Source organism: Streptomyces sp. NPDC028298, assembly GCF_055565895.1.
This window is the reverse complement of sequence record NZ_JBVHTL010000002.1, coordinates 215,391-233,818: the sequence shown is the minus strand read 5'-3', so window position 1 is coordinate 233,818 and position 18,428 is coordinate 215,391. Positions and strand designations below refer to the sequence as shown.

General features: G+C 70.6%; 15 protein-coding genes. 6 read left to right on the top strand and 9 right to left on the bottom strand.

Going from position 1 to position 18,428, the window contains the following annotated elements; genetic code table 11:
* Positions 1–17 precede the first annotated feature (17 nt).
* From ACZ4TO_RS09600 to ACZ4TO_RS09585, 4 genes are all read left to right on the top strand, one after another.
* A complete protein-coding gene (locus ACZ4TO_RS09600; protein WP_328453674.1) occupies positions 18–596 on the top strand; it encodes a TerD family protein in 579 nt (192 codons plus the stop codon).
* Between the two features lie 44 nt (positions 597–640).
* Positions 641–2,665 carry a TerD family protein gene (locus tag ACZ4TO_RS09595; RefSeq protein ID WP_468023902.1) on the top strand — a complete coding sequence of 675 codons (2,025 nt, stop codon included), beginning with the start codon at positions 641–643 and terminating at the stop codon, positions 2,663–2,665.
* A gap of 330 nt (positions 2,666–2,995) precedes the next feature.
* Positions 2,996–3,985, top strand: a complete 990-nt coding sequence (locus ACZ4TO_RS09590; RefSeq protein WP_382795820.1) for a TerC/Alx family metal homeostasis membrane protein — start codon at positions 2,996–2,998, stop codon at positions 3,983–3,985.
* 336 nt (positions 3,986–4,321) lie between these two features.
* Positions 4,322–5,422, top strand: a complete 1,101-nt coding sequence (locus ACZ4TO_RS09585) for a calcium:cation antiporter (RefSeq protein WP_385044269.1) — start codon at positions 4,322–4,324, stop codon at positions 5,420–5,422.
* A gap of 6 nt (positions 5,423–5,428) precedes the next feature.
* Here the strand turns inward: ACZ4TO_RS09585 and ACZ4TO_RS09580 are convergent, their stop codons facing one another.
* Both ACZ4TO_RS09580 and ACZ4TO_RS09575 read right to left on the bottom strand, forming a co-directional pair.
* A complete protein-coding gene (locus ACZ4TO_RS09580; protein WP_468023901.1) occupies positions 5,429–6,730 on the bottom strand; it encodes an MFS transporter in 1,302 nt (433 codons plus the stop codon).
* Between the two features lie 60 nt (positions 6,731–6,790).
* Positions 6,791–7,837 carry a S66 family peptidase gene (locus ACZ4TO_RS09575; RefSeq protein ID WP_468023900.1) on the bottom strand — a complete coding sequence of 349 codons (1,047 nt, stop codon included), beginning with the start codon at positions 7,835–7,837 and terminating at the stop codon, positions 6,791–6,793.
* Between the two features lie 101 nt (positions 7,838–7,938).
* Here ACZ4TO_RS09575 and aroQ point away from each other — a divergent pair, with 101 nt between their 5' ends.
* Positions 7,939–8,412, top strand: a complete 474-nt coding sequence (gene aroQ / locus ACZ4TO_RS09570) for a type II 3-dehydroquinate dehydratase (RefSeq protein ID WP_361693472.1) — start codon at positions 7,939–7,941, stop codon at positions 8,410–8,412.
* An 80-nt stretch (positions 8,413–8,492) separates the two neighbouring features.
* Here aroQ and ACZ4TO_RS09565 read toward each other — a convergent pair whose 3' ends face one another.
* From ACZ4TO_RS09565 to ACZ4TO_RS09545, 5 genes are all read right to left on the bottom strand, one after another.
* The gene (locus ACZ4TO_RS09565; protein ID WP_382795834.1) at positions 8,493–9,260 is read right to left on the bottom strand and encodes an amino acid ABC transporter ATP-binding protein; all 768 of its coding nucleotides are present in this window, start codon (positions 9,258–9,260) and stop codon (positions 8,493–8,495) included.
* Positions 9,257–10,135, bottom strand: a complete 879-nt coding sequence (locus tag ACZ4TO_RS09560; protein ID WP_468024354.1) for an amino acid ABC transporter permease — start codon at positions 10,133–10,135, stop codon at positions 9,257–9,259. Before ACZ4TO_RS09560 ends, ACZ4TO_RS09565 begins: the two co-directional genes overlap by 4 nt.
* A gap of 119 nt (positions 10,136–10,254) precedes the next feature.
* The gene (locus ACZ4TO_RS09555) at positions 10,255–11,139 is read right to left on the bottom strand and encodes an ABC transporter substrate-binding protein (RefSeq protein ID WP_468023899.1); all 885 of its coding nucleotides are present in this window, start codon (positions 11,137–11,139) and stop codon (positions 10,255–10,257) included.
* A gap of 347 nt (positions 11,140–11,486) precedes the next feature.
* The gene (locus tag ACZ4TO_RS09550; protein ID WP_382795841.1) at positions 11,487–12,143 is read right to left on the bottom strand and encodes an MBL fold metallo-hydrolase; all 657 of its coding nucleotides are present in this window, start codon (positions 12,141–12,143) and stop codon (positions 11,487–11,489) included.
* A 9-nt stretch (positions 12,144–12,152) separates the two neighbouring features.
* Positions 12,153–12,842, bottom strand: a complete 690-nt coding sequence (locus ACZ4TO_RS09545; RefSeq protein WP_468023898.1) for a maleylpyruvate isomerase family mycothiol-dependent enzyme — start codon at positions 12,840–12,842, stop codon at positions 12,153–12,155.
* A gap of 223 nt (positions 12,843–13,065) precedes the next feature.
* On the opposite strand from ACZ4TO_RS09545, the gene uvrA reads away from it, so the two are divergent.
* Positions 13,066–16,137 carry an excinuclease ABC subunit UvrA gene (gene uvrA / locus ACZ4TO_RS09540; RefSeq protein WP_382795845.1) on the top strand — a complete coding sequence of 1,024 codons (3,072 nt, stop codon included), beginning with the start codon at positions 13,066–13,068 and terminating at the stop codon, positions 16,135–16,137.
* Positions 16,138–16,275: 138 nt separating this feature from the next.
* On the opposite strand, the gene ACZ4TO_RS09535 is transcribed toward uvrA, so the two are convergent.
* Both ACZ4TO_RS09535 and ACZ4TO_RS09530 read right to left on the bottom strand, forming a co-directional pair.
* The gene (locus ACZ4TO_RS09535) at positions 16,276–17,187 is read right to left on the bottom strand and encodes a carbohydrate kinase family protein (protein ID WP_468023897.1); all 912 of its coding nucleotides are present in this window, start codon (positions 17,185–17,187) and stop codon (positions 16,276–16,278) included.
* The gene (locus ACZ4TO_RS09530; protein ID WP_468023896.1) at positions 17,184–18,302 is read right to left on the bottom strand and encodes a LacI family DNA-binding transcriptional regulator; all 1,119 of its coding nucleotides are present in this window, start codon (positions 18,300–18,302) and stop codon (positions 17,184–17,186) included. Before ACZ4TO_RS09530 ends, ACZ4TO_RS09535 begins: the two co-directional genes overlap by 4 nt.
* Positions 18,303–18,428: the final 126 nt, after the last annotated feature.

Genomic DNA, 18,428 nt, shown 5'->3' with positions numbered 1-18,428 from the left:
CGAGAGGGGAACAGCGCGTGACGGTCAACATGACCAAGGGTCAGGCCATCAGTCTGCAGAAGAACGACGGGGGCACGCTGACCGCGGTCCGTATGGGACTCGGCTGGCAGGCGGCCCCTCGGCGCGGCCTGTTCGGCTCGCGCACCCGGGAGATCGATCTCGACGCGTCCGCCGTGCTCTTCGCGGACAAGCAGCCTGTCGACGTGGTGTTCTTCCGCCACCTCGTCAGCGACGACGGCTCGGTGCGCCACACCGGTGACAACCTCGTCGGCGGCGTGGGCCAGGGCGGCGACGACGAGGCCATCCTCGTCGACCTGCAGCGCGTCCCGGTCCACATCGACCAGATCATCTTCACCGTGAACTCCTTCACGGGCCAGACCTTCCAGGAAGTGCAGAACGCGTTCTGCCGCCTGGTCGACGAGACCAACGGCCAGGAACTGGCCCGCTACACGCTGGCGGGCGGCGGCCAGTACACGGCCCAGATCATGGCGAAGGTGCACCGCTCCGGAACCGGCTGGCAGATGACGGCCCTCGGCACGCCGGCCAACGGCCGCACGTTCCAGGACCTGATGCCCGCCATCCTGCCGCACCTCTGAGCGGCCGGCGCACACTGCACACAGCGACATAGGGGGACAAGACGATGACGGCCGAGCTGGTCAGGGGGCAGAACCACCCGCTCCCTCAGGTCCGTCTCGAGGTCCGTGTCTCGGCCGGGAAGCCGATCGTGGCCGGAGCCACGCTCAGCGACGAACAGGGCAGAGTCCGGGGCGTCGAGTGGGTGGCCCACCCGGGCGCGCCCACGCTTCCCGGACTCGAGGTGTCCAAGCAGGCGGCGGCCGACCACCGGCTGGCCTTCGACCTGGACGCCCTGCCCCAGGCCGTGCACCGGGTCAGCGTGCTGCTCGCGCTGCCCACCGGCGTGGGCGGACCCGTCCGGTTCGGTGCTGTCGCCGCCCCCTTCGTCGCGGTCACCAGCCTCGACGGTCACGAGGTCGCCAGCTACACCGTCACCGGACTGGACACGGAGTCCGCCGTCGTGGCCCTGGAGCTCTACCGCAGGCAGGGCGCCTGGAAGGTGCGCGCCGTCGGCCAGGGCTACGCGGGCGGACTCGCCGAACTCCTCACCGACCAGGGGCTTCCGGAGGCCCAGCAGCTCGCGGGCAGCATCAACGAAGCGGTGGCCCAGGGCCTGGCGCGGTCGGTCGCGGCACCTCCGCCGCGCACCGCCGAGGCGGACCGGTCCCGACAGACCGCCGCCTCGGCGCCGGGACCGGACCAGCCCTACCCCGAGCCCGGTACCCAGGGCACCTCGGGAGCCGTGCCGCCGCAGCAGAGCCCGTACACGCCCGGACCGCAGGGAGCCACGAATCCGGGGACCGGTCACCAGGGCCCCGCACCGGCCGACCCCTCCCAGGTCACCCAGTCGCCGTCGCCCGGCGCCGGTGGCCCGGTCGACTACAGCCACCCCCGGCGGCAGACCTCCGCTCCGCCGCCGCCCCCGCCCACCGCTCCACCGGCCCAGCCCGGACAGCCCGCGCAACCGGTCGCGGGCGACGCGACCGGCTGGTCCATGGAGGAGCGGCTGTACAACCAGGTATGGGGGATGTTCGAGGACCTGGCCAGGACCGTCGCCGCCTACCGCAGCGCCGTCGACTTCGCCGACTCCCGCATGGAGAAGGAGCTCGACCAGGTCCTCTCCGACCCGCGCAGCCGGATCGGGGGCCAGGGCGACGCGGCCCGTGAGACCGCCCGCGCCAAGCACGCGCAGCTCGTCGACCAGGCCAGGGCCGCTCTCGACCGTGACCTCGCCCAGCTCACCGCCGAGGCCGAGGTCGTGGAGCCCGCGCTGCCGATGGCCTACGCGCGCTGGGACAACCCCGTCTGGCACGGCTACCGCGCCCCCATGGAGATACCCATGGCGCTGAGGCTCGGCGACCTCCGTCTGCCCGAGACGGAGAACCTGAGCATTCCCATGCTGGTGCGTCTGCCGCTGGAGCGCGGCCTGTGGATCGACAGTGGGCGCAGCTCCCTGGAGGGCACACTGGCCGACTCCGACCAGGTGCGCCGCCTCGCCATGGACACCGCCGTGGCGCACGCGGCCCGGCTGCTCGCCGTGTACCCCCCGGGCGAGTTCGCCGTGCACGTCATCGACCCGGCCGGCACGGGAGCCTCGTCCCTGGCTCCCCTCACCCAGTCCGGGGTGCTCGCCACCCCTCCGGCCGCCGGTGCCACGGGCGTGGCGGACGTGCTGCAGCGTCTCACCCAGCGCGTCGACCTGGTGCAGATGGCGGTGCGCGGGGGAGCGGCCGACTCGCTGCCGCCGGGTCTCGACACCGCCGAGCAGCTCCTGATCGTCAACGACTTCCCGCACGGCTTCGACGACCGCGCCGTCACCCAGCTCCGCTACCTGGCGGACGAGGGTCCGGCCGTGGGCGTCCATCTGATGATGGTGGCCGACCGGGAGGACGCGGCGGCGTACGGACCGCTGCTCGATCCGCTGTGGCGGTCGTTGCTGAGGATCACGCCGGTGCCCGACGACCATCTCGCCGATCCGTGGGTCGGGCACGCGTGGACGTACGAGCCCTCGCTCGTCCCCGCGAACAGCCAGGTGCTCCATCAGGTCCTCGCGGCGGTCGCGGCGGCCCGCCGGTCGTGGAACCGCTGACCTGATCCGGGCGCTCCCGCCCCCTCGCGAGGCGTCGGGCCTGAGCTGTCGAAGGGCTTCCCCAAGCAACCGTAAAGCCTCCTGACCAGGGCACTTGGACCTTCTTTTACTTTCCTCTTTACCTTTCCTTGGTGATTCGGGTACTCTTTTTCCATTCGGAGGGGAGTACTCCCTATCTGCTGCGGCGCACCCGTCAATACGGATCGAGTCAGATCCCGGGGCGTCGGCCCGTGCACCGCGGGGCGTATCCAGCGCCCCTGTGGACCCGGGTGGAAGAGACCTCCGGTGGCGAACGACTGAAATCTGCCGTTACGTACTGCCGGAGGCGCAGTGGATGTTTCCCTGACCCTGTGGGTCCTGACCATCGTGGGGCTGGCCGCACTGATCGCGGTCGACTTCTTCATCGGCCGCAAGCCGCACGACGTATCGATCAAGGAAGCCGGAATCTGGACCGTCGTCTGGATCGCCCTCGCCGGGCTGTTCGGACTCGGACTGCTCCTCTTCGCCGGCGGACAGCCGGCCGGAGAGTTCTTCGCCGGCTTCATCACCGAGAAGTCGCTGAGCGTCGACAACCTCTTCGTCTTCGTCCTCATCATGGCGAAGTTCGCCGTGCCCTCGAAGTACCAGCAGCGCGTGCTCCTCGTGGGCGTCCTCATAGCCCTCGTCCTGCGCGCGGTGTTCATCGCCGCCGGCGCCGCGATCATCGCCAACTTCGCCTGGGTCTTCTACATCTTCGGCGCCTTCCTCATCTACACCGCCTGGAAGCTGATCCAGGAGGCCAGGGCCGACGAGGACGAGGAGGAGTTCGAGGAGAACAGGCTGCTCAAGGCCGCCGAGCGACGGTTCGGTGTCGCCGACCGCTACCACGGCACCAAGCTGTGGATCCGCCGGAACGGCAAGCGGGTCATGACGCCGATGCTGGTCGTGATGCTGGCGATCGGCACCACCGACGTGCTCTTCGCCCTCGACTCGATCCCCGCGATCTTCGGCCTGACCCAGGACCCGTACATCGTCTTCACGGCCAACGCCTTCGCGCTGATGGGTCTGCGACAGCTCTACTTCCTCATCGGCGGCCTGCTCAAGAAGCTGGTCCACCTCAGCTACGGCCTGTCGGTCATCCTCGGATTCATCGGCGTCAAGCTCGTCCTGCACGCGCTGCACGAATCCGGCGTCCATGTCCCCGAGATATCCATCCCGGTCTCGCTCGGCGTGATCTGCGCGGTCCTCGTGGTCACCACCATCACCAGTCTGTTCGCCACCAGGAAGCAGGCGGCACGTGAGGCGGCCGAGAGCGCTTCGAAGGAGAGCGTTGACGTCTGACCGTGCCGGACGGGGCGACGGCCACCCCCGGGAGCGGCGCGCGGAGCACCGGCCGCCACCGCTCCCGGCGCCCCTTGGGGCCCGACCGCCGCGATCCCGGACCGCGCTCCATGCCGGGACGGCGCCCCACGCCGGGAATGCGCCTCGCGCCGGGACGGCGCCCTGTGCCAGGACAGCACCCCACGCCGGGACCGCGCTCCGCGCCGAGACCGCACCCCATCCCGTCGCGGCGCCCCACGCCTCCGCCGTGCCTCACGCCCGCATCGTGCCCCGCGTCATGAACGCGGGGCGCGCCGCCGGAGTGCGGGGCGCGCCTTCCACTGCGACGATCGCGGCATGATCGTTCGGCTCAGGTCACTCGTGACGCGGTGGACCGTCGTGGTGCCCGTGATCGCGGTGGTGCTGCTGGCCTTCACCTGGGGGCGCGACCTGCCGGGCGCTGTCGTCGCCCTGGTCACCCTGGTCCTCGCGGGTTCCGTGCTCGCCGCGGTCCATCACGCCGAGGTGGTCGCCCACCGGGTGGGGGAACCCTTCGGATCCCTCGTCCTCGCCGTCGCCGTCACGATCATCGAAGTCGCCCTCATCGTCACCCTGATGGCGGACGGCGGTGACAAGAGTTCGACGCTGGCACGCGACACGGTGTTCGCGGCGGTGATGATCACCTGCAACGGGATCGTCGGCGTGTGTCTGCTCGTCGCGTCGCTGCGCCACGGGCTGGCCGTGTTCAACGCCGAGGGAACCGGAGCCGCCCTGGCCACCGTCGCGACGCTCGCCACGCTCAGCCTTGTCTTCCCGACCTTCACCACCAGCAAGCCGGGCCCGGAGTTCTCCGGCGCTCAGCTCACCTTCGCCGCGGTCGCCTCGCTGGTGCTGTACGGCCTGTTCGTGGCCACGCAGACCGTCCGGCACCGGGACTACTTCCTGCCGATCACCCAGCAGGGCAAGGTCATCGACGTGGACGAGCACGCCGACGCGCCGTCCGCCCGCGAGGCCGGCGTCAGTCTGGGGCTTCTCGGGCTGGCCCTGGTCGGTGTCGTCGGCCTCGCCAAGGGCGTCTCGCCCACCATCGAGTCCGGGGTCGAGGCGGCCGGCATGCCGCACTCCGTGGTCGGTGTGATCATCGCGCTGCTCGTGCTGCTCCCCGAGACCATCGCCGCGCTGCGTTCCGCCCGCCGGGACCGGGTGCAGACCAGTCTGAACCTCGCTCTCGGCTCCGCGATGGCGAGCATCGGACTGACCATCCCCGCCGTCGCCCTGGCCTCGATCTGGCTCTCCGGGCCACTCGTCCTCGGCCTGGGCCCCACCGAGATGGTGCTGCTCGCGCTGACCGTGGTCGTCAGCTCCCTGACGGTCGTACCCGGGCGGGCCACCCCGCTTCAGGGAGGCGTTCACCTGGTCGTGTTCGCCGCCTACCTGGAACTGGCCATCAACCCCTGAACGGCATCAGTCCGTGACGGGGACGACCGTCAGCCTCGGCACCGGCCGGGTCTCCGGCAGGAGCGCGAAGCATCCGAGGCTCAGCACCGCGATCCCGGTCAGATAGGCGGCCACACCCCACGGCACGCGTTCCCCGCTCGCCACCGCCGTCGCCACGAGCGGAGTGAGCGCGCCGCCGAGGACGCCGCCCAGGTTGTAGCCGACGGAGGCGCCCGTGCAGCGCACCCGCGGCTCGTACAGCTCCGGCAGATACGCGGCGATCACCGCGAACATGGTGACGAAGGCGATCAGCGCGACCAGGAAGCCGAAAAACATCAGCAGGGGTTCACCGGTCGACAGCAGCCCGATCATCGGGAACATCCACAGCGCGGCGCCCGCGCAGCCCGCCATGCACAGCGGCCGCCGTCCGTAACGATCCCCCAGCAGGGCCACCAGGGGAGTCAGTGAGCCTTTCACCACGACCGCGGCCATGATGCAGGTCAGCATGACCGTGCGGCTCACGCCGAGCTGGTCGACACCGTAGGCGAGCGCCCACGTCGTCACCGTGTAGAAGACGGCGTAGCCGACGGAGAGCCCGCCGGCCGTCAGCAGGACGAGCCGCCAGTGGTCGCGCACCACCTCGGCGAGCGGTACGCGCGCGCGGTCGGCCAGGGCGAGGAATCCCGGCGTCTCCTCGACGCAGCGGCGCAGCCACAGCCCCGCCACCGCGAGCACTCCCGCCGCCCAGAACGGCACCCGCCAGCCCCACTGCGCGAACTGCGTGTCGGACAGCGTCGACGACAGCACCAGGATCACGCCGTTGGCCAGCACGAATCCCAGGGACGGACCGATCTGAGGGAAGCTCGACCACAGCCCGCGCCGCCCGGCGGGCGCGTGCTCGGCGGTCAGCAGCACCGCCCCGCCCCACTCGCCGCCGAGTCCGAGTCCCTGAAGGAAGCGCAGCACCAGCAGCAGTACGGGAGCCGCGGCGCCGATGCGGTCGTACGTCGGGACACAGCCGACGGCGACGGTCGCCGCGCCCGTCAGCAGCAGCGAGCCCAGCAGCACCGGCCGTCGCCCGTGCCGGTCCCCGATGTGCCCGAACAGCATCGAGCCGAGCGGGCGGGCCACGAATCCGACGCCGAACGTCCCGAAGGCCGCCAGCGTCCCGGCCAGCGGGGAGAACGTCGGGAAGAACAGCGGTCCGAGAACCAGCGCCGCCGCGGTGCCGTAGACGAAGAAGTCGTAGAACTCGATGGCCGTCCCGGTGAGGGAGGCGGCGGCGAGCCGCAGCATGGAGGGCGCCCTTACGGTGCGTACGTCGTGCATGCCGGATCAACTACCCACAGTGATCGCCGGTTACGGGGGCGTGCGGGAGCGCGGCATGTGTCAGTAGGTGACGGTGATGCGCCGGGCCGGGCCGTCGACGCGGACCGTCCCTCCGTAGGGGATGACGATCTGCGGATCGGTATGACCGAGATCCACATCGAAGACGACCATCATGTCCGGGGCGTATGTGCCGACGGCACGGAGAACCGCTTCGCGCTGCTCCTGGGCGTAGCGGACCCTGTCCTCCGGTTCGAGGGGTCGTCGGAACGACCACGCCTTGGGGCGGCCCATGAGGAGCGCCGGGAACTGCCGCAGCAGGCCGCGCTCGCCCATGGAGCGCAGGATCCAGAAGACGTCGTCGGCCCCGGGCATGTCCTCCGAGGTCTCCAGGAACAGCACGTGACCCTCGTACACGGAAGGATCACGGGCGATCTCGCGGTCGGCCATCAGCAGCCACGACAGGATCTCGATGTTGCCGCCCCAGGAACGGCCCTCGACCACCCGGTCCGGGCGGATCCACGTCCAGCCCGTGCCCGGCTCGGTCCTCGGCTCGGTGAGGAAGCTCTCCGGCAGTTCCCAGGGCGCGTCGACCTGGCGGAAGCGGTCGGCGGGACGCAGCTCGTAGGGCCCGGACGTGAACAGGGCGGCCCGCAGGGACTCCGCGGTCAGCGGGTCCATGGCGCCCGGCCGGCCGAGCTCGCACATCACCGTGGCGCCGTGGTAGCCGACGATTCCGGTGTTCCACAGGTGGACCAGGAGGTTCGTGTTGTCGCTGTATCCGAAGAACGGCTTCGGATGCGCGCGGATCAACTCACGCTCCAGCAGCGGCAGTACGGTGATCTGGTCGTCGCCGCCGATGGAGGCGAGGATCGCGTTGATCGTGGGGTCGGCGAACGCCGCGTGGATGTCGTCGGCCCGTTCCCGCGGAGTCGACCCCATCCTCCGGGTCGCCGGGTACTCGACCGGTTCCAGGCCGAACTCCTTGCGCAGCCGCTCCAGACCCAGTTCGTACGGGAGGGGCAGGAGGCCGGGCAGTCCGTTGGACGGCGAGATCACGGCTATCCGGTCACCGGGTACGGGCTTGGGCGGGTACGCGGGTGTCGTCATGGCGAGAGCGTACGAGCGCTCCCGCTCTCGGCGCACCGTGATAAACCGGTTCCGAGCAGCGGTCCTTGACGGACCGGCAGACCCGATGGACCGGAGGAAACGTGCCCCGCACCCTCGCCGACGCCCCGATCATGGTTCTCAACGGCCCCAACCTGAATCTCCTCGGGCAGCGGCAGCCGGAGATCTACGGTTCCGACACGCTGGCGGACGTCGAGGCGCTGTGCGTCAAGGCGGCGGCCGCGCACGGCGGAACGGTGGACTTCCGGCAGTCCAACCACGAGGGCGAGCTGGTGGACTGGATCCACGAGGCCCGGCTGAACCACGCGGGGATCGTCATCAATCCGGCCGCGTACTCGCACACTTCTGTGGCCATCCTGGATGCGCTCAACACCTGTGACGGACTTCCGGTGGTGGAGGTCCACATCTCCAACATCCACCAGCGCGAGGAGTTCCGGCACCACTCGTATGTCTCGCTGCGGGCCGACGGGGTCATCGCGGGCTGCGGCGTGCAGGGGTACGCGTTCGCGGTGGAGCGGGTGGCGGCGCTCGCGGGAACGGGGCGGGCGGACACCTGAGCGGGGGGATCCGGTCGGAGACCCGGCCGTCTCCACCACCGCGGAGGCGGCGTCCGCTCTGATGCGCCGACGCCCCGGGATCACCCGCGTCCCGCGTCCACGATCCGCTTGAGGAAGTGCCGCGTGCGCTCCTGCCGCGGGTCGCCGAAGACCTGTTCGGGTGTGCCGCGCTCCAGGATCACGCCGTCCTCCAGGAAGCAGACCTGGTCCGAGACCTCGCGTGCGAAGCCCATCTCGTGGGTGGCCAGGACCATGGTCATGCCGTCCTCCTTCACATCGCGGACGACGTCCAGGACCTCGCCCACGAGTTCGGGGTCGAGTGCGGCGGTGATCTCGTCGAGGAGCAGCAGCCTGGGACGTACGGCCAAGGCGCGGACGATCGCGGTCCGTTGCTGCTGGCCACCGCTCAACCGGTCCGGGTACTCGGCCGCCTTGGCACCGAGCCCGAGCCGTTCGAGCAGCTCACGCGCGTGCGCCTCGGCGTCCGCACGGCTCACCCCGTGGACGCGGCGCGGGGCGAGGGTGATGTTCTCCAGCACGGTCATGTGCGGGAACAGGTTGTAGGCCTGGAAGACGGCGCCGATCCGCCGGCGCACCCGGTCCTGGTCGGTCCGCGGGTCGGTGATCTCCTCGCCGTCCAGCCAGATCGCTCCGTCGTCCACCTCCTCCAGGAGGTTCACGCAGCGCAGCAGCGTGGACTTCCCCGAGCCCGACGCGCCGATCAGCGTGGTGACCGTGTGCGGGGCGACCTCCAGATCGACGTCCCGCAGGACGACCGAGTCGCCGAAGGTCTTGCGGACGGACTCCATCCGCAACAGCGGACCGCCGGGTGCCGGTGCCGTGCTCATACGATGCCTCCCTGGCCGCGGCGCCGGTCCATGCGGGCGGTGACCCAGTCGGTGAAACGCGTCATGGGAATGGTCAGGGCCACGAAGAGCAGCGCCGCCACGATGTAGGCCGTGTAGTTGAGGCTGCGGCCGACGATGATGTCCGCGGAACGCATCGCCTCCACCGCGCCGCCGATCGAGACGAGGCTGGTGTCCTTCTGGAGGGACACCAGGTCGTTCAGGAGCGGCGGGACCTGACGGCGGACGGCCTGGGGCAGCACCACATGGCGAAGGGTCTGCCGTGCGGTGAGGCCCAGCGAGCGGGCCGCGGCCCGCTGCGAGGGATGCACGGACTCGATGCCGGCGCGGACGACCTCCGCGACGTACGCCCCGTACGTCAGCACCAGGCCCGCGCCACCGAGGAGGACGGGGTCCGTGGTGACGCCCTGCAACTGGAGCGCGGGTACGCCGAACACGACGATCGACAGACAGATGATCAGCGGCAGGCCGCGGAAGAAGTCGGTGTACGCCGTGGCGAGGGCGCGCACCGGCCAGTACACCGGCCCGCGCAGCGTGCGCGCCACGGCCGTCAGGGTGCCCAGCAGGAGCACCAGGACGCCGCACACCGCGAACAGCCGGAGGTTGAGCCAGAGTCCGTCGAGGACCTTGGGCAGGGCCTCACGCGCCAGCGACGCGTCGAAGAACGTCTCCTTCGTGCGCGGCCAGCCCGGCGCGTTGACCACGACGAGGTACAGCACCACGGCCGTCACGAGGGTGGAGAACGCGGCCACGGCCGCCGACCGGCGGGCCCGGCCGCGCTTGTGGCGCTCGCGTTCGATCCGCCGCCGCGACGGGACGTACACCTCGCTCCGCCCGGGCACCGTTCCACCGGGCAGGTCCCGTTCGGGCGGGCTCCCTTGGGGTATCCCGGCTCCGAGCACGCCAACGTCGCGCGCGCCTTGGGACGACGCCTCGTCTTCGGAAGCGTCCTCTCCCGGCTGCTCCGTCCTCGCCGTCACTTGAGCACCGGGGCGTCGACCGCTTCGGACAGCCACTGCTCCTCGATCTTCGCGAGCGTGCCGTCCGCGCGCAGGGCGTCCACCGCCTTCGTCACGCAGGAGGTCAGCGCGCTCCCCTTGTCGAGGACGAGCCCGAACTGCTCCGGCGTGCCACCCCTGTTCTCGAACTGCCCGACGATCCTCGCGTCGGTCACCTCGGCGGCCGTGATGTAGAAGGCCGTCGGCAGATCGGTGACGATGGCGTCGACCTGGCCGTTCTTCAGGGCGGACTTGGCCTGGTCGTTCTTCGCGTACGCGGCCGGTTGCCGGGCCGGCTTCACCACGTCGTCGATGTAGTCCAGGCTGGTGGTGCCGACCTGCGCGCCCAGCTTCAGATCCTTCAGGTCCGCGAGACTCGTCGCCTTCGCGGCCTTGGAGCCCTTCAGCGCGATGACCGCCTGGCGCACGTCGTAGTAGCCGGACGAGAAGTCCACGGCCTTCCGGCGCTCGGAGCTGATGGACACCTGGTTGATGTCGAAGTCGAAGGTCTTCGCACCGGGGGCGAAGGCCTTGTTGAAGGGCACGCTCTGCCAGACGACATCGGCGTCGGCATAGCCGAGCCGCTTCGCCACGGCGTAGGTCACCGCGGACTCGAAGCCCTTCCCGTTGGCGGGCTTGTCGTCCTTGAACCACGGTTCGTACGCCGGTTCGTCGGTGGCGACGGTGAGCTTGCCGGCGGTCCGCGTGCTCAACGAACCCTTGGCGCAGCTCCCGGCGGTGCTTCCGGAGGCTTTGCCGGAGGCCTCGCTCTCGGGCTGCGGGGCGCAGCCGACGGCGAGGGCGAGCAGGGCGACGGTGCAGGCGGAGGCGACGGGGCGCAGGGCGCGCTGGGGTCGGTACATGGCCGGAGAGTGGCAGCGAACGAGGCCAACTGTCCAGGTCACAGCGGTAATTGTCCGCATGGTGGGAATGCGTGTTGCGGCAGTGTGAACTCCGCGGCCACAGCCGTCCCGCGCACCTGGGTCCGGTCACCGCCGAGGGCGGGGGGAATGGGGCCGGGGCCGCCGGCCGAGGGCGGGATCGGGGGCCGGCGGCCCTGCCGCCCAGGAGCCGTCATCCTGCGCGGGGCCGCCTCCAGTGGACTGCACCGGTGATGGACAGGGGAGCGCGCGTGGGACATCAGCGTGTGCGCTCGGTTCACACGGGGCGCACGCGAGGCTTCACGCCCCGCGTGCGTCCGTGCTCGTGTTCACCACCCGCGCGCGTGCCACTCCGGCAGGTGCGGGCGCTCGGCGCCCAGCGTCGTGTCGTCGCCGTGGCCGGGGTACACCCAGGTCTCGTCCGGCAGTACGTCGAAGATCCGCGTCTCGACGTCGTGGATGAGCTGTGCGAAGGCCTCCGGGTCCTTGCGCGTGTTGCCCACACCGCCGGGGAAGAGGCAGTCGCCGGTGAACACGTGCGGGTGACCGTGGGGGTCGTCGTAGACGAGCGCGATCGAACCCGGTGTGTGCCCGACCAGGTGGCGCGCGGTGAGTTCCACGTTGCCCACCCTGACCGTGTCGCCGTCCTGGAGGGGGACGTCGGTCGGCACCGGGATGCCGTCGGCGTCGTCCCGGCCCGCGTAGGTGCGCGCGCCGGTGGCGGCCACGACCTCGGCGAGCGCCTGCCAGTGGTCGCCGTGCTGATGCGTGGTGACGACGGACGCGATGCCGTCGTCACCGATCAGGGTGAGCAGGGTCGAGGCCTCGTTCGCCGCGTCGATCAGAAGCTGCTCGTCGGTGGCCCGGCAGCGCAGCAGATACGCGTTGTTGTCCATGGGGCCGACCGCGACCTTGGAGATCATCAGGTCCTGCAGCTCGTGCACGTCGGCCGGGCCGCCGACCGTCACCGCTCCGCTGTACGTCATGACGGCAGCCTATAGCGGAGGCAGCGCCGGAAGACGGCCGCCGCGAACCGTCAGCGCGGAGCCGTCACGGCGGCCGCAGAGCCAGCCGAGCAGATCGGCCGCCGGGCCCTGGACCTCGACCGGTCCGCCCTCGGCGCCGCCGCCCGTGGTCCACGACCGGCCGTCGCCGGCGCCGAGCGCGGTGGAGGGCACGTCCTTGTGGCCGGCGAACCGCTCCGCGAGGAAGTCGATCTCCCGGTTCACGAATTCCTCCGGCAGATCCTCCAGCTCGTAGCCGATGCCCAGATCCACGTGGTGCAGGTCGACCTCGACCCAGCGCCGGAACGGCACCCGGGCCGCGGAGTCGGTGACGCCGTTGCGCAGGGCCACCGTGCGGGACCAGTCCGCGGGAGCGGCTCCCGTCCCGTCGAAGCGGGCCGCGCTCTCCCGCAGGTCGGCGAGCTGTGTCTCCAGCGGGCGCGGGGCGTCCCGCTCGATGTCGGCGTCCCGGGTGCTCGCGGAGGCGTACATGGGCCGCCCCTCCAGAACGTTCACCAGGGCGTCCGCGTTGCGGGACAGGTGGGCGAGCACATGCCCACGGCTCCAGCCCGGAAGCCGTGACGGCTCGGCCACGGCGGCGTTGTCCAGTTTGGCGACCGCGGTGAGCAGTCGTTCCGTCGCGTCACGTACAGACGCCAGGTCGCGCACATGATCCATCATGAGGTCGACCCTAGCCCCGCCACACGTTCGGGTGAAGCTGGTCGGCCGCCCCCGTAAATCGAATGCGCGTGCTATAGGCTCGACGGTGGCGTCGGGCATGCTGGATGGTCCGGGATTGTTGTGAACCAGCGAAAGCAACCGGCGCTGTCAGTGGCTCGCCCTAGTCTGAGAAGACGGGGGCCCGCGGCCCCTGTCACTTCTCTCAAGAAAGGTACGGACCGGCGTGGCCGACCGTCTCATCGTCCGTGGAGCGCGCGAGCACAACCTGAAGAATGTCTCGCTCGACCTCCCGCGCGACTCGCTCATCGTCTTCACGGGCCTGTCGGGGTCGGGCAAGTCCTCCCTCGCCTTCGACACGATCTTCGCCGAGGGCCAGCGGCGCTACGTGGAGTCCCTGTCCTCGTACGCCCGGCAGTTTCTCGGCCAGATGGACAAGCCGGACGTGGACTTCATCGAAGGTCTCTCCCCGGCCGTCTCCATCGACCAGAAGTCGACCTCGCGCAACCCGCGCTCGACGGTCGGCACCATCACGGAGGTCTACGACTACCTCCGCCTGCTCTTCGCGCGCATCGGCAAGCCGCACTGCCCCGAGTGCCGCCGTCCCATCTCGCGGCAGTCGCCGCAGGCCATCGTCGACAAGGTGCTGGAGCTTCCGGAGGGGAGCCGCTTCCAGGTCCTGTCGCCGCTGGTGCGCGAGCGCAAGGGTGAGTTCGTCGACCTCTTCGCCGACCTCCAGACCAAGGGGTACAGCCGTGCCCGGGTCGACGGCGAGACGATCCAGCTCAGCGAGCCGCCGACCCTGAAGAAGCAGGAGAAGCACACCATCGAGGTGGTCATCGACCGTCTCACGGTGAAGGACTCCGCCAAGCGCCGTCTCACCGACTCCGTGGAGACCGCCCTCGGGCTGGCCGGTGGCATGGTCGTGCTCGACTTCGTCGACCTCCCCGAGGACGACCCCGACCGCGAGCGCATGTACTCGGAGCACCTGTACTGCCCGTACGACGACCTGTCCTTCGAGGAGCTGGAGCCCCGCTCCTTCTCCTTCAACTCGCCGTTCGGCGCCTGCCCCGAGTGCACGGGCATCGGCACGCGGATGGAGGTCGACCCCGAGCTGATCGTCCCGGACGAGGACAAGTCCCTGGACGAGGGCGCCATCCACGCCTGGTCGCACGGACACACCAAGGACTACTTCGGCCGGCTGATCGGCGCCCTCGCGGACGCGCTGGGCTTCCGGACCGACATCCCGTTCGCCGGGCTGCCGCAGCGCGCCAAGAAGGCCCTGCTCTACGGCCACAAGACACAGATCGAGGTCCGCTACCGCAACCGGTACGGCCGCGAGCGCGTGTACACGACGCCCTTCGAAGGGGCCGTCCCCTTCGTCAAGCGGCGCCACAGCGAGTCCGAGAGCGACGCCAGCCGCGAGCGCTTCGAGGGCTACATGCGCGAGGTGCCCTGCCCCACCTGCGAGGGCACACGCCTGAAGCCGCTCGTCCTCGCGGTCACGGTCATGGAGAAGTCCATCGCCGAGGTCGCCGCGATGTCCATCAGCGACTGCGCGGACTTCCTGGGAGAGCTGAAGCTCAACGCCCGCGACAAGAAGATCGCCGAGCGCGTCCTGAAGGAGGTCAACGAACGGCTGCGCTTCCTGGTCGACGTGGGCCTCGACTATCTGTCGCTGAACCGCGCGGCGGGCACCCTCTCCGGCGGTGAGGCCCAGCGCATCCGCCTGGCCACCCAGATCGGCTCCGGACTCGTCGGCGTCCTGTACGTCCTCGACGAGCCCTCCATCGGTCTGCACCAGCGTGACAACCACCGGCTGATCGAGACCCTCGTCCGCCTGCGCGACATGGGCAACACGCTCATCGTCGTCGAGCACGACGAGGACACCATCAAGATCGCCGACTGGGTCGTCGACATCGGTCCCGGCGCGGGTGAGCACGGCGGCAAGGTCGTGCACAGCGGTCCCTTGAAGGAACTTCTCGGCAACACCGAGTCGATCACCGGGCAGTACCTCTCGCGCAAGCGGCAGATCCCCACCCCGGACATCCGCCGCCCCGCCGACCCGGGCCGCAGGCTCACGGTGCACGGCGCCCGCGAGAACAACCTCCGGGACATCGACGTGTCCTTCCCGCTGGGCGTCCTCACCGCCGTCACCGGTGTATCGGGTTCCGGCAAGTCGACCCTGGTCAACGACATCCTGTACACCCACCTGGCCCGCGAGCTGAACGGCGCGAGGAACGTGCCGGGGCGCCACACGCGCGTGGACGGCGACGACCTCGTCGACAAGGTCGTGCACGTCGACCAGTCGCCCATCGGCCGCACCCCCCGCTCCAATCCGGCGACGTACACCGGAGTCTTCGACCACGTCCGCAGGCTGTTCGCCGAGACCACCGAGGCGAAGGTGCGGGGCTATCTGCCCGGCCGCTTCTCCTTCAACGTCAAGGGCGGCCGCTGCGAGAACTGCTCCGGCGACGGCACCATCAAGATCGAGATGAACTTCCTGCCGGACGTGTACGTCCCCTGCGAGGTCTGCCACGGGGCGCGCTACAACCGGGAGACCCTGGAGGTCCACTACAAGGGCAAGTCCATCTCCGAGGTCCTGGACATGCCCATCGAGGAGGCGCTCGGCTTCTTCGAGGCCGTGCCCGCGATCGCCCGTCACCTCAGGACGCTCAACGACGTCGGCCTCGGCTACGTCAGGCTCGGCCAGTCCGCGCCGACGCTGTCCGGCGGCGAGGCGCAGCGCGTCAAGCTCGCCAGCGAGCTCCAGAAGCGCTCCACCGGCCGCACCGTGTACGTCCTCGACGAGCCGACCACCGGCCTGCACTTCGAGGACATCAGCAAGCTCATCACGGTGCTGTCCGGGCTGGTCGACAAGGGCAACACGGTCATCGTCATCGAGCACAACCTCGATGTCATCAAGACCGCGGACTGGGTCATCGACATGGGACCCGAGGGCGGCAACGGCGGTGGTCTCGTGATCGCCGAGGGCACGCCCGAGGAGGTCGCCGGCGTTCCGGCCAGCCACACCGGCAAGTTCCTGCGCGAGATCCTCGGCGCCGACCGGATCAGCGACGCCGCTCCCGTGAAGGCCCCGCGCAAGGCGACCGCCAAGAAGACGGTCGCCGCGGGGACGACGGCGAGGAAGACGGCCACCAAGACCGTCAACAACACGGCCACCAAGAAGGCGGCCGCGGCGAAGAAGACCGCCACCACGGCGGCCAAGAAGACCGCCACCACGGCGGCCAAGAAGGCGGCTCCCGCGAAGAAGACCACGCGGGCCCGCAAGGCCTGACCCGGCCGCTCCGGCACACCGGACCCGGTCCGGTGCGCCGGACGGGTGTGGTGCGTGCCGGACAGGTGCGGTGCCATGTCTCGACAGGCGGTGCCCCGCGGGAACTCCCCGCGGGGCACCGCCTGTCGAGGATCCGGCCTAGAGATCGCCGAGCTCGCGGGCGTACGGCGGTTCGGCTCCGGCGCGCGAGCAGGTGACCGCCGCCGCGCGGGCCGCGAAGCGCAGAAGCTCGGTCCAGCCCTCGGGGCCCAGTTCCGTCAAGGCTGTCGCGGACAGGGCGTCACGGGTGGCCAGGCCGTGCAGCAGCGCCGCGTTCACGGTGTCACCGGCACCGATGGTGTCCACCACGTCCACCGGTTCGCCGGGCACGGAGTGCACCGCGCCGTCCCGGGTGAAGGCGGTGAGTCCGTCACCGCCCCGGGTGATCACTACGGCGGAGGGACCGGCCGCCAGCCATTCGCTCGGGGTGCCGCCGAGCCACCGGGCGTCCTCCTCGGACAGCTTGAGCAGGGACACCGACGGCAGCCAGCTCTTGAACCGGGCACGGTAGGCGTCCGGGTCGGGGATCAGCCCGGTGCGGATGTTCGGGTCGAGCGCGGTGAAGACGCCCCGCGCCGCGGCGGTCCGCATCAGCTCCTCGTACGCGCTCGCGCCCGGCTCCAGGACGAGCGAACAGGTCCCGAAGGACACCGCCCTAGTCCCGTCGGGGAGTTGGTCCGGGGCGGCGAAGAGACGGTCCGCCGTGCCCTCGACGTAGAAGGAGTACGCGGCCGAGCCGTCCGTGCCGATCGTGGCGACGGCCAGCGTCGTCGGCTCGCCGCCGCGTTCGACGGAGGACACGTCGACGCCCGCGGTGACGAGCCCGCTCAGGAGGGCCTCCCCGAAGGCGTCGCGGGAGACGCGGGAGCAGAAGGCCGTGGGGGAGCCGAGACGGCCGAGCGCCACCGCCGTGTTGTAGGGGCCGCCGCCCAGGCGCGGCAGCAGTCCCGCCAGGGCGCCGGAGCCCTGCGGCACCAGATCGATCAGAGCCTCACCGGCGACGACGATCACGACTCGGGTCCTTTCCTCGGTATCTCGTTCTCGGAGCCTTCGGAGCCTTCGGAGCCTTCGGAGCCTTCGGAGCCTTCGGAGCGTGCAGTGCGCGCGGCGCCCGCGGGGCAGCCGCACGAGGTGCGGTGGACGAAGGCGCAGGGAAGCCGGACGGTGCGGCTCTCCAGGTTCGGGGACGCCAGCCGTTCCAGGAGCAGCCGGACGGCCGTGGCCCCGATCTCCTTGCTCGGCTGGGCGATCACGGTGAGCCTCGGCGTGAACAGATCCGCCCAGGAGAAGTCGTCGAAGCAGCACAGCGCCAGGTCGCCCGGCACGGACAGACCCTGGTCACGCAGGGCCCGGAGCGCGCCGACGGTCATGGCGTTGTTCGCGGTCACGAGCGCGCTCGGCGCCGCTCCGAGCGACAACAGCCGCCGGGTGGCCTCCTCGGCGGCCTCCGCGCGGGAGTCGCCGTGCGCCACGAGCCGTTCGTCGTAGGGAAGTCCGGCCTGTGCGAGGCCGTGCCGGTAGCCGGTGATCCGCTCCGAAGTGGTGCTGAGTCCGGGCAGGCCCGCCACCAGCCCGATGCGCCGGTGGCCCCGTTCGGCGAGGTGGGTCACCAGGCTCGCCATGGGGGCGGTGTTCTCGGCGCAGACCTGGTCGTGGCGGAAGCCGCTTCCGGCGGGCGTGTTCACGAGCCGGTCCAGGAAGACCGTCGGTACGTCGTGCTGCTCCAGGTAGCGCAGGAGCGCGTCGGGAGCCGCCGACGGCGCGATGATCATTCCGTCCACGCGCCGTTCGTGCAGGAGGCGGACGACCTTGCGCTCGTGTTCGGGGTCGTCGTGCGGATCGGCGATCAGCAGGCCGTAGCCGTGTTCCAGGGCTCCGGCCTCGACGCCCTGGAGGATCTCCGTGAAGAAGGGGTTGCTGATCGCCGACACCGCGAGCCCGATGGACCGCGTACGGGAGGTGACGAGCGAGCGGGCGAGGGTGTTGTGCGTGTAGCCCAGCTCGTCGATCGCGTCGAGAACGGCCTGGCGCGTGCCGGGCAGCACCGGACGGGTGTCGTTGAGGACGTGCGAGACGGTCGCGATGGACACCCCCGCCCGCCGGGCCACGTCGGCCATCGTCGCCATGGCGCTCCCTCCCTGGGTCCCGGATGCCCGCCTGGGAGCCGCGGGCCCGGTGCCGGCCGGTGCACAGTGTGGACGCCGGACCGCGACGCCGAACGGAACCCGTCGCTCGCGGGTGAACGTATCCCA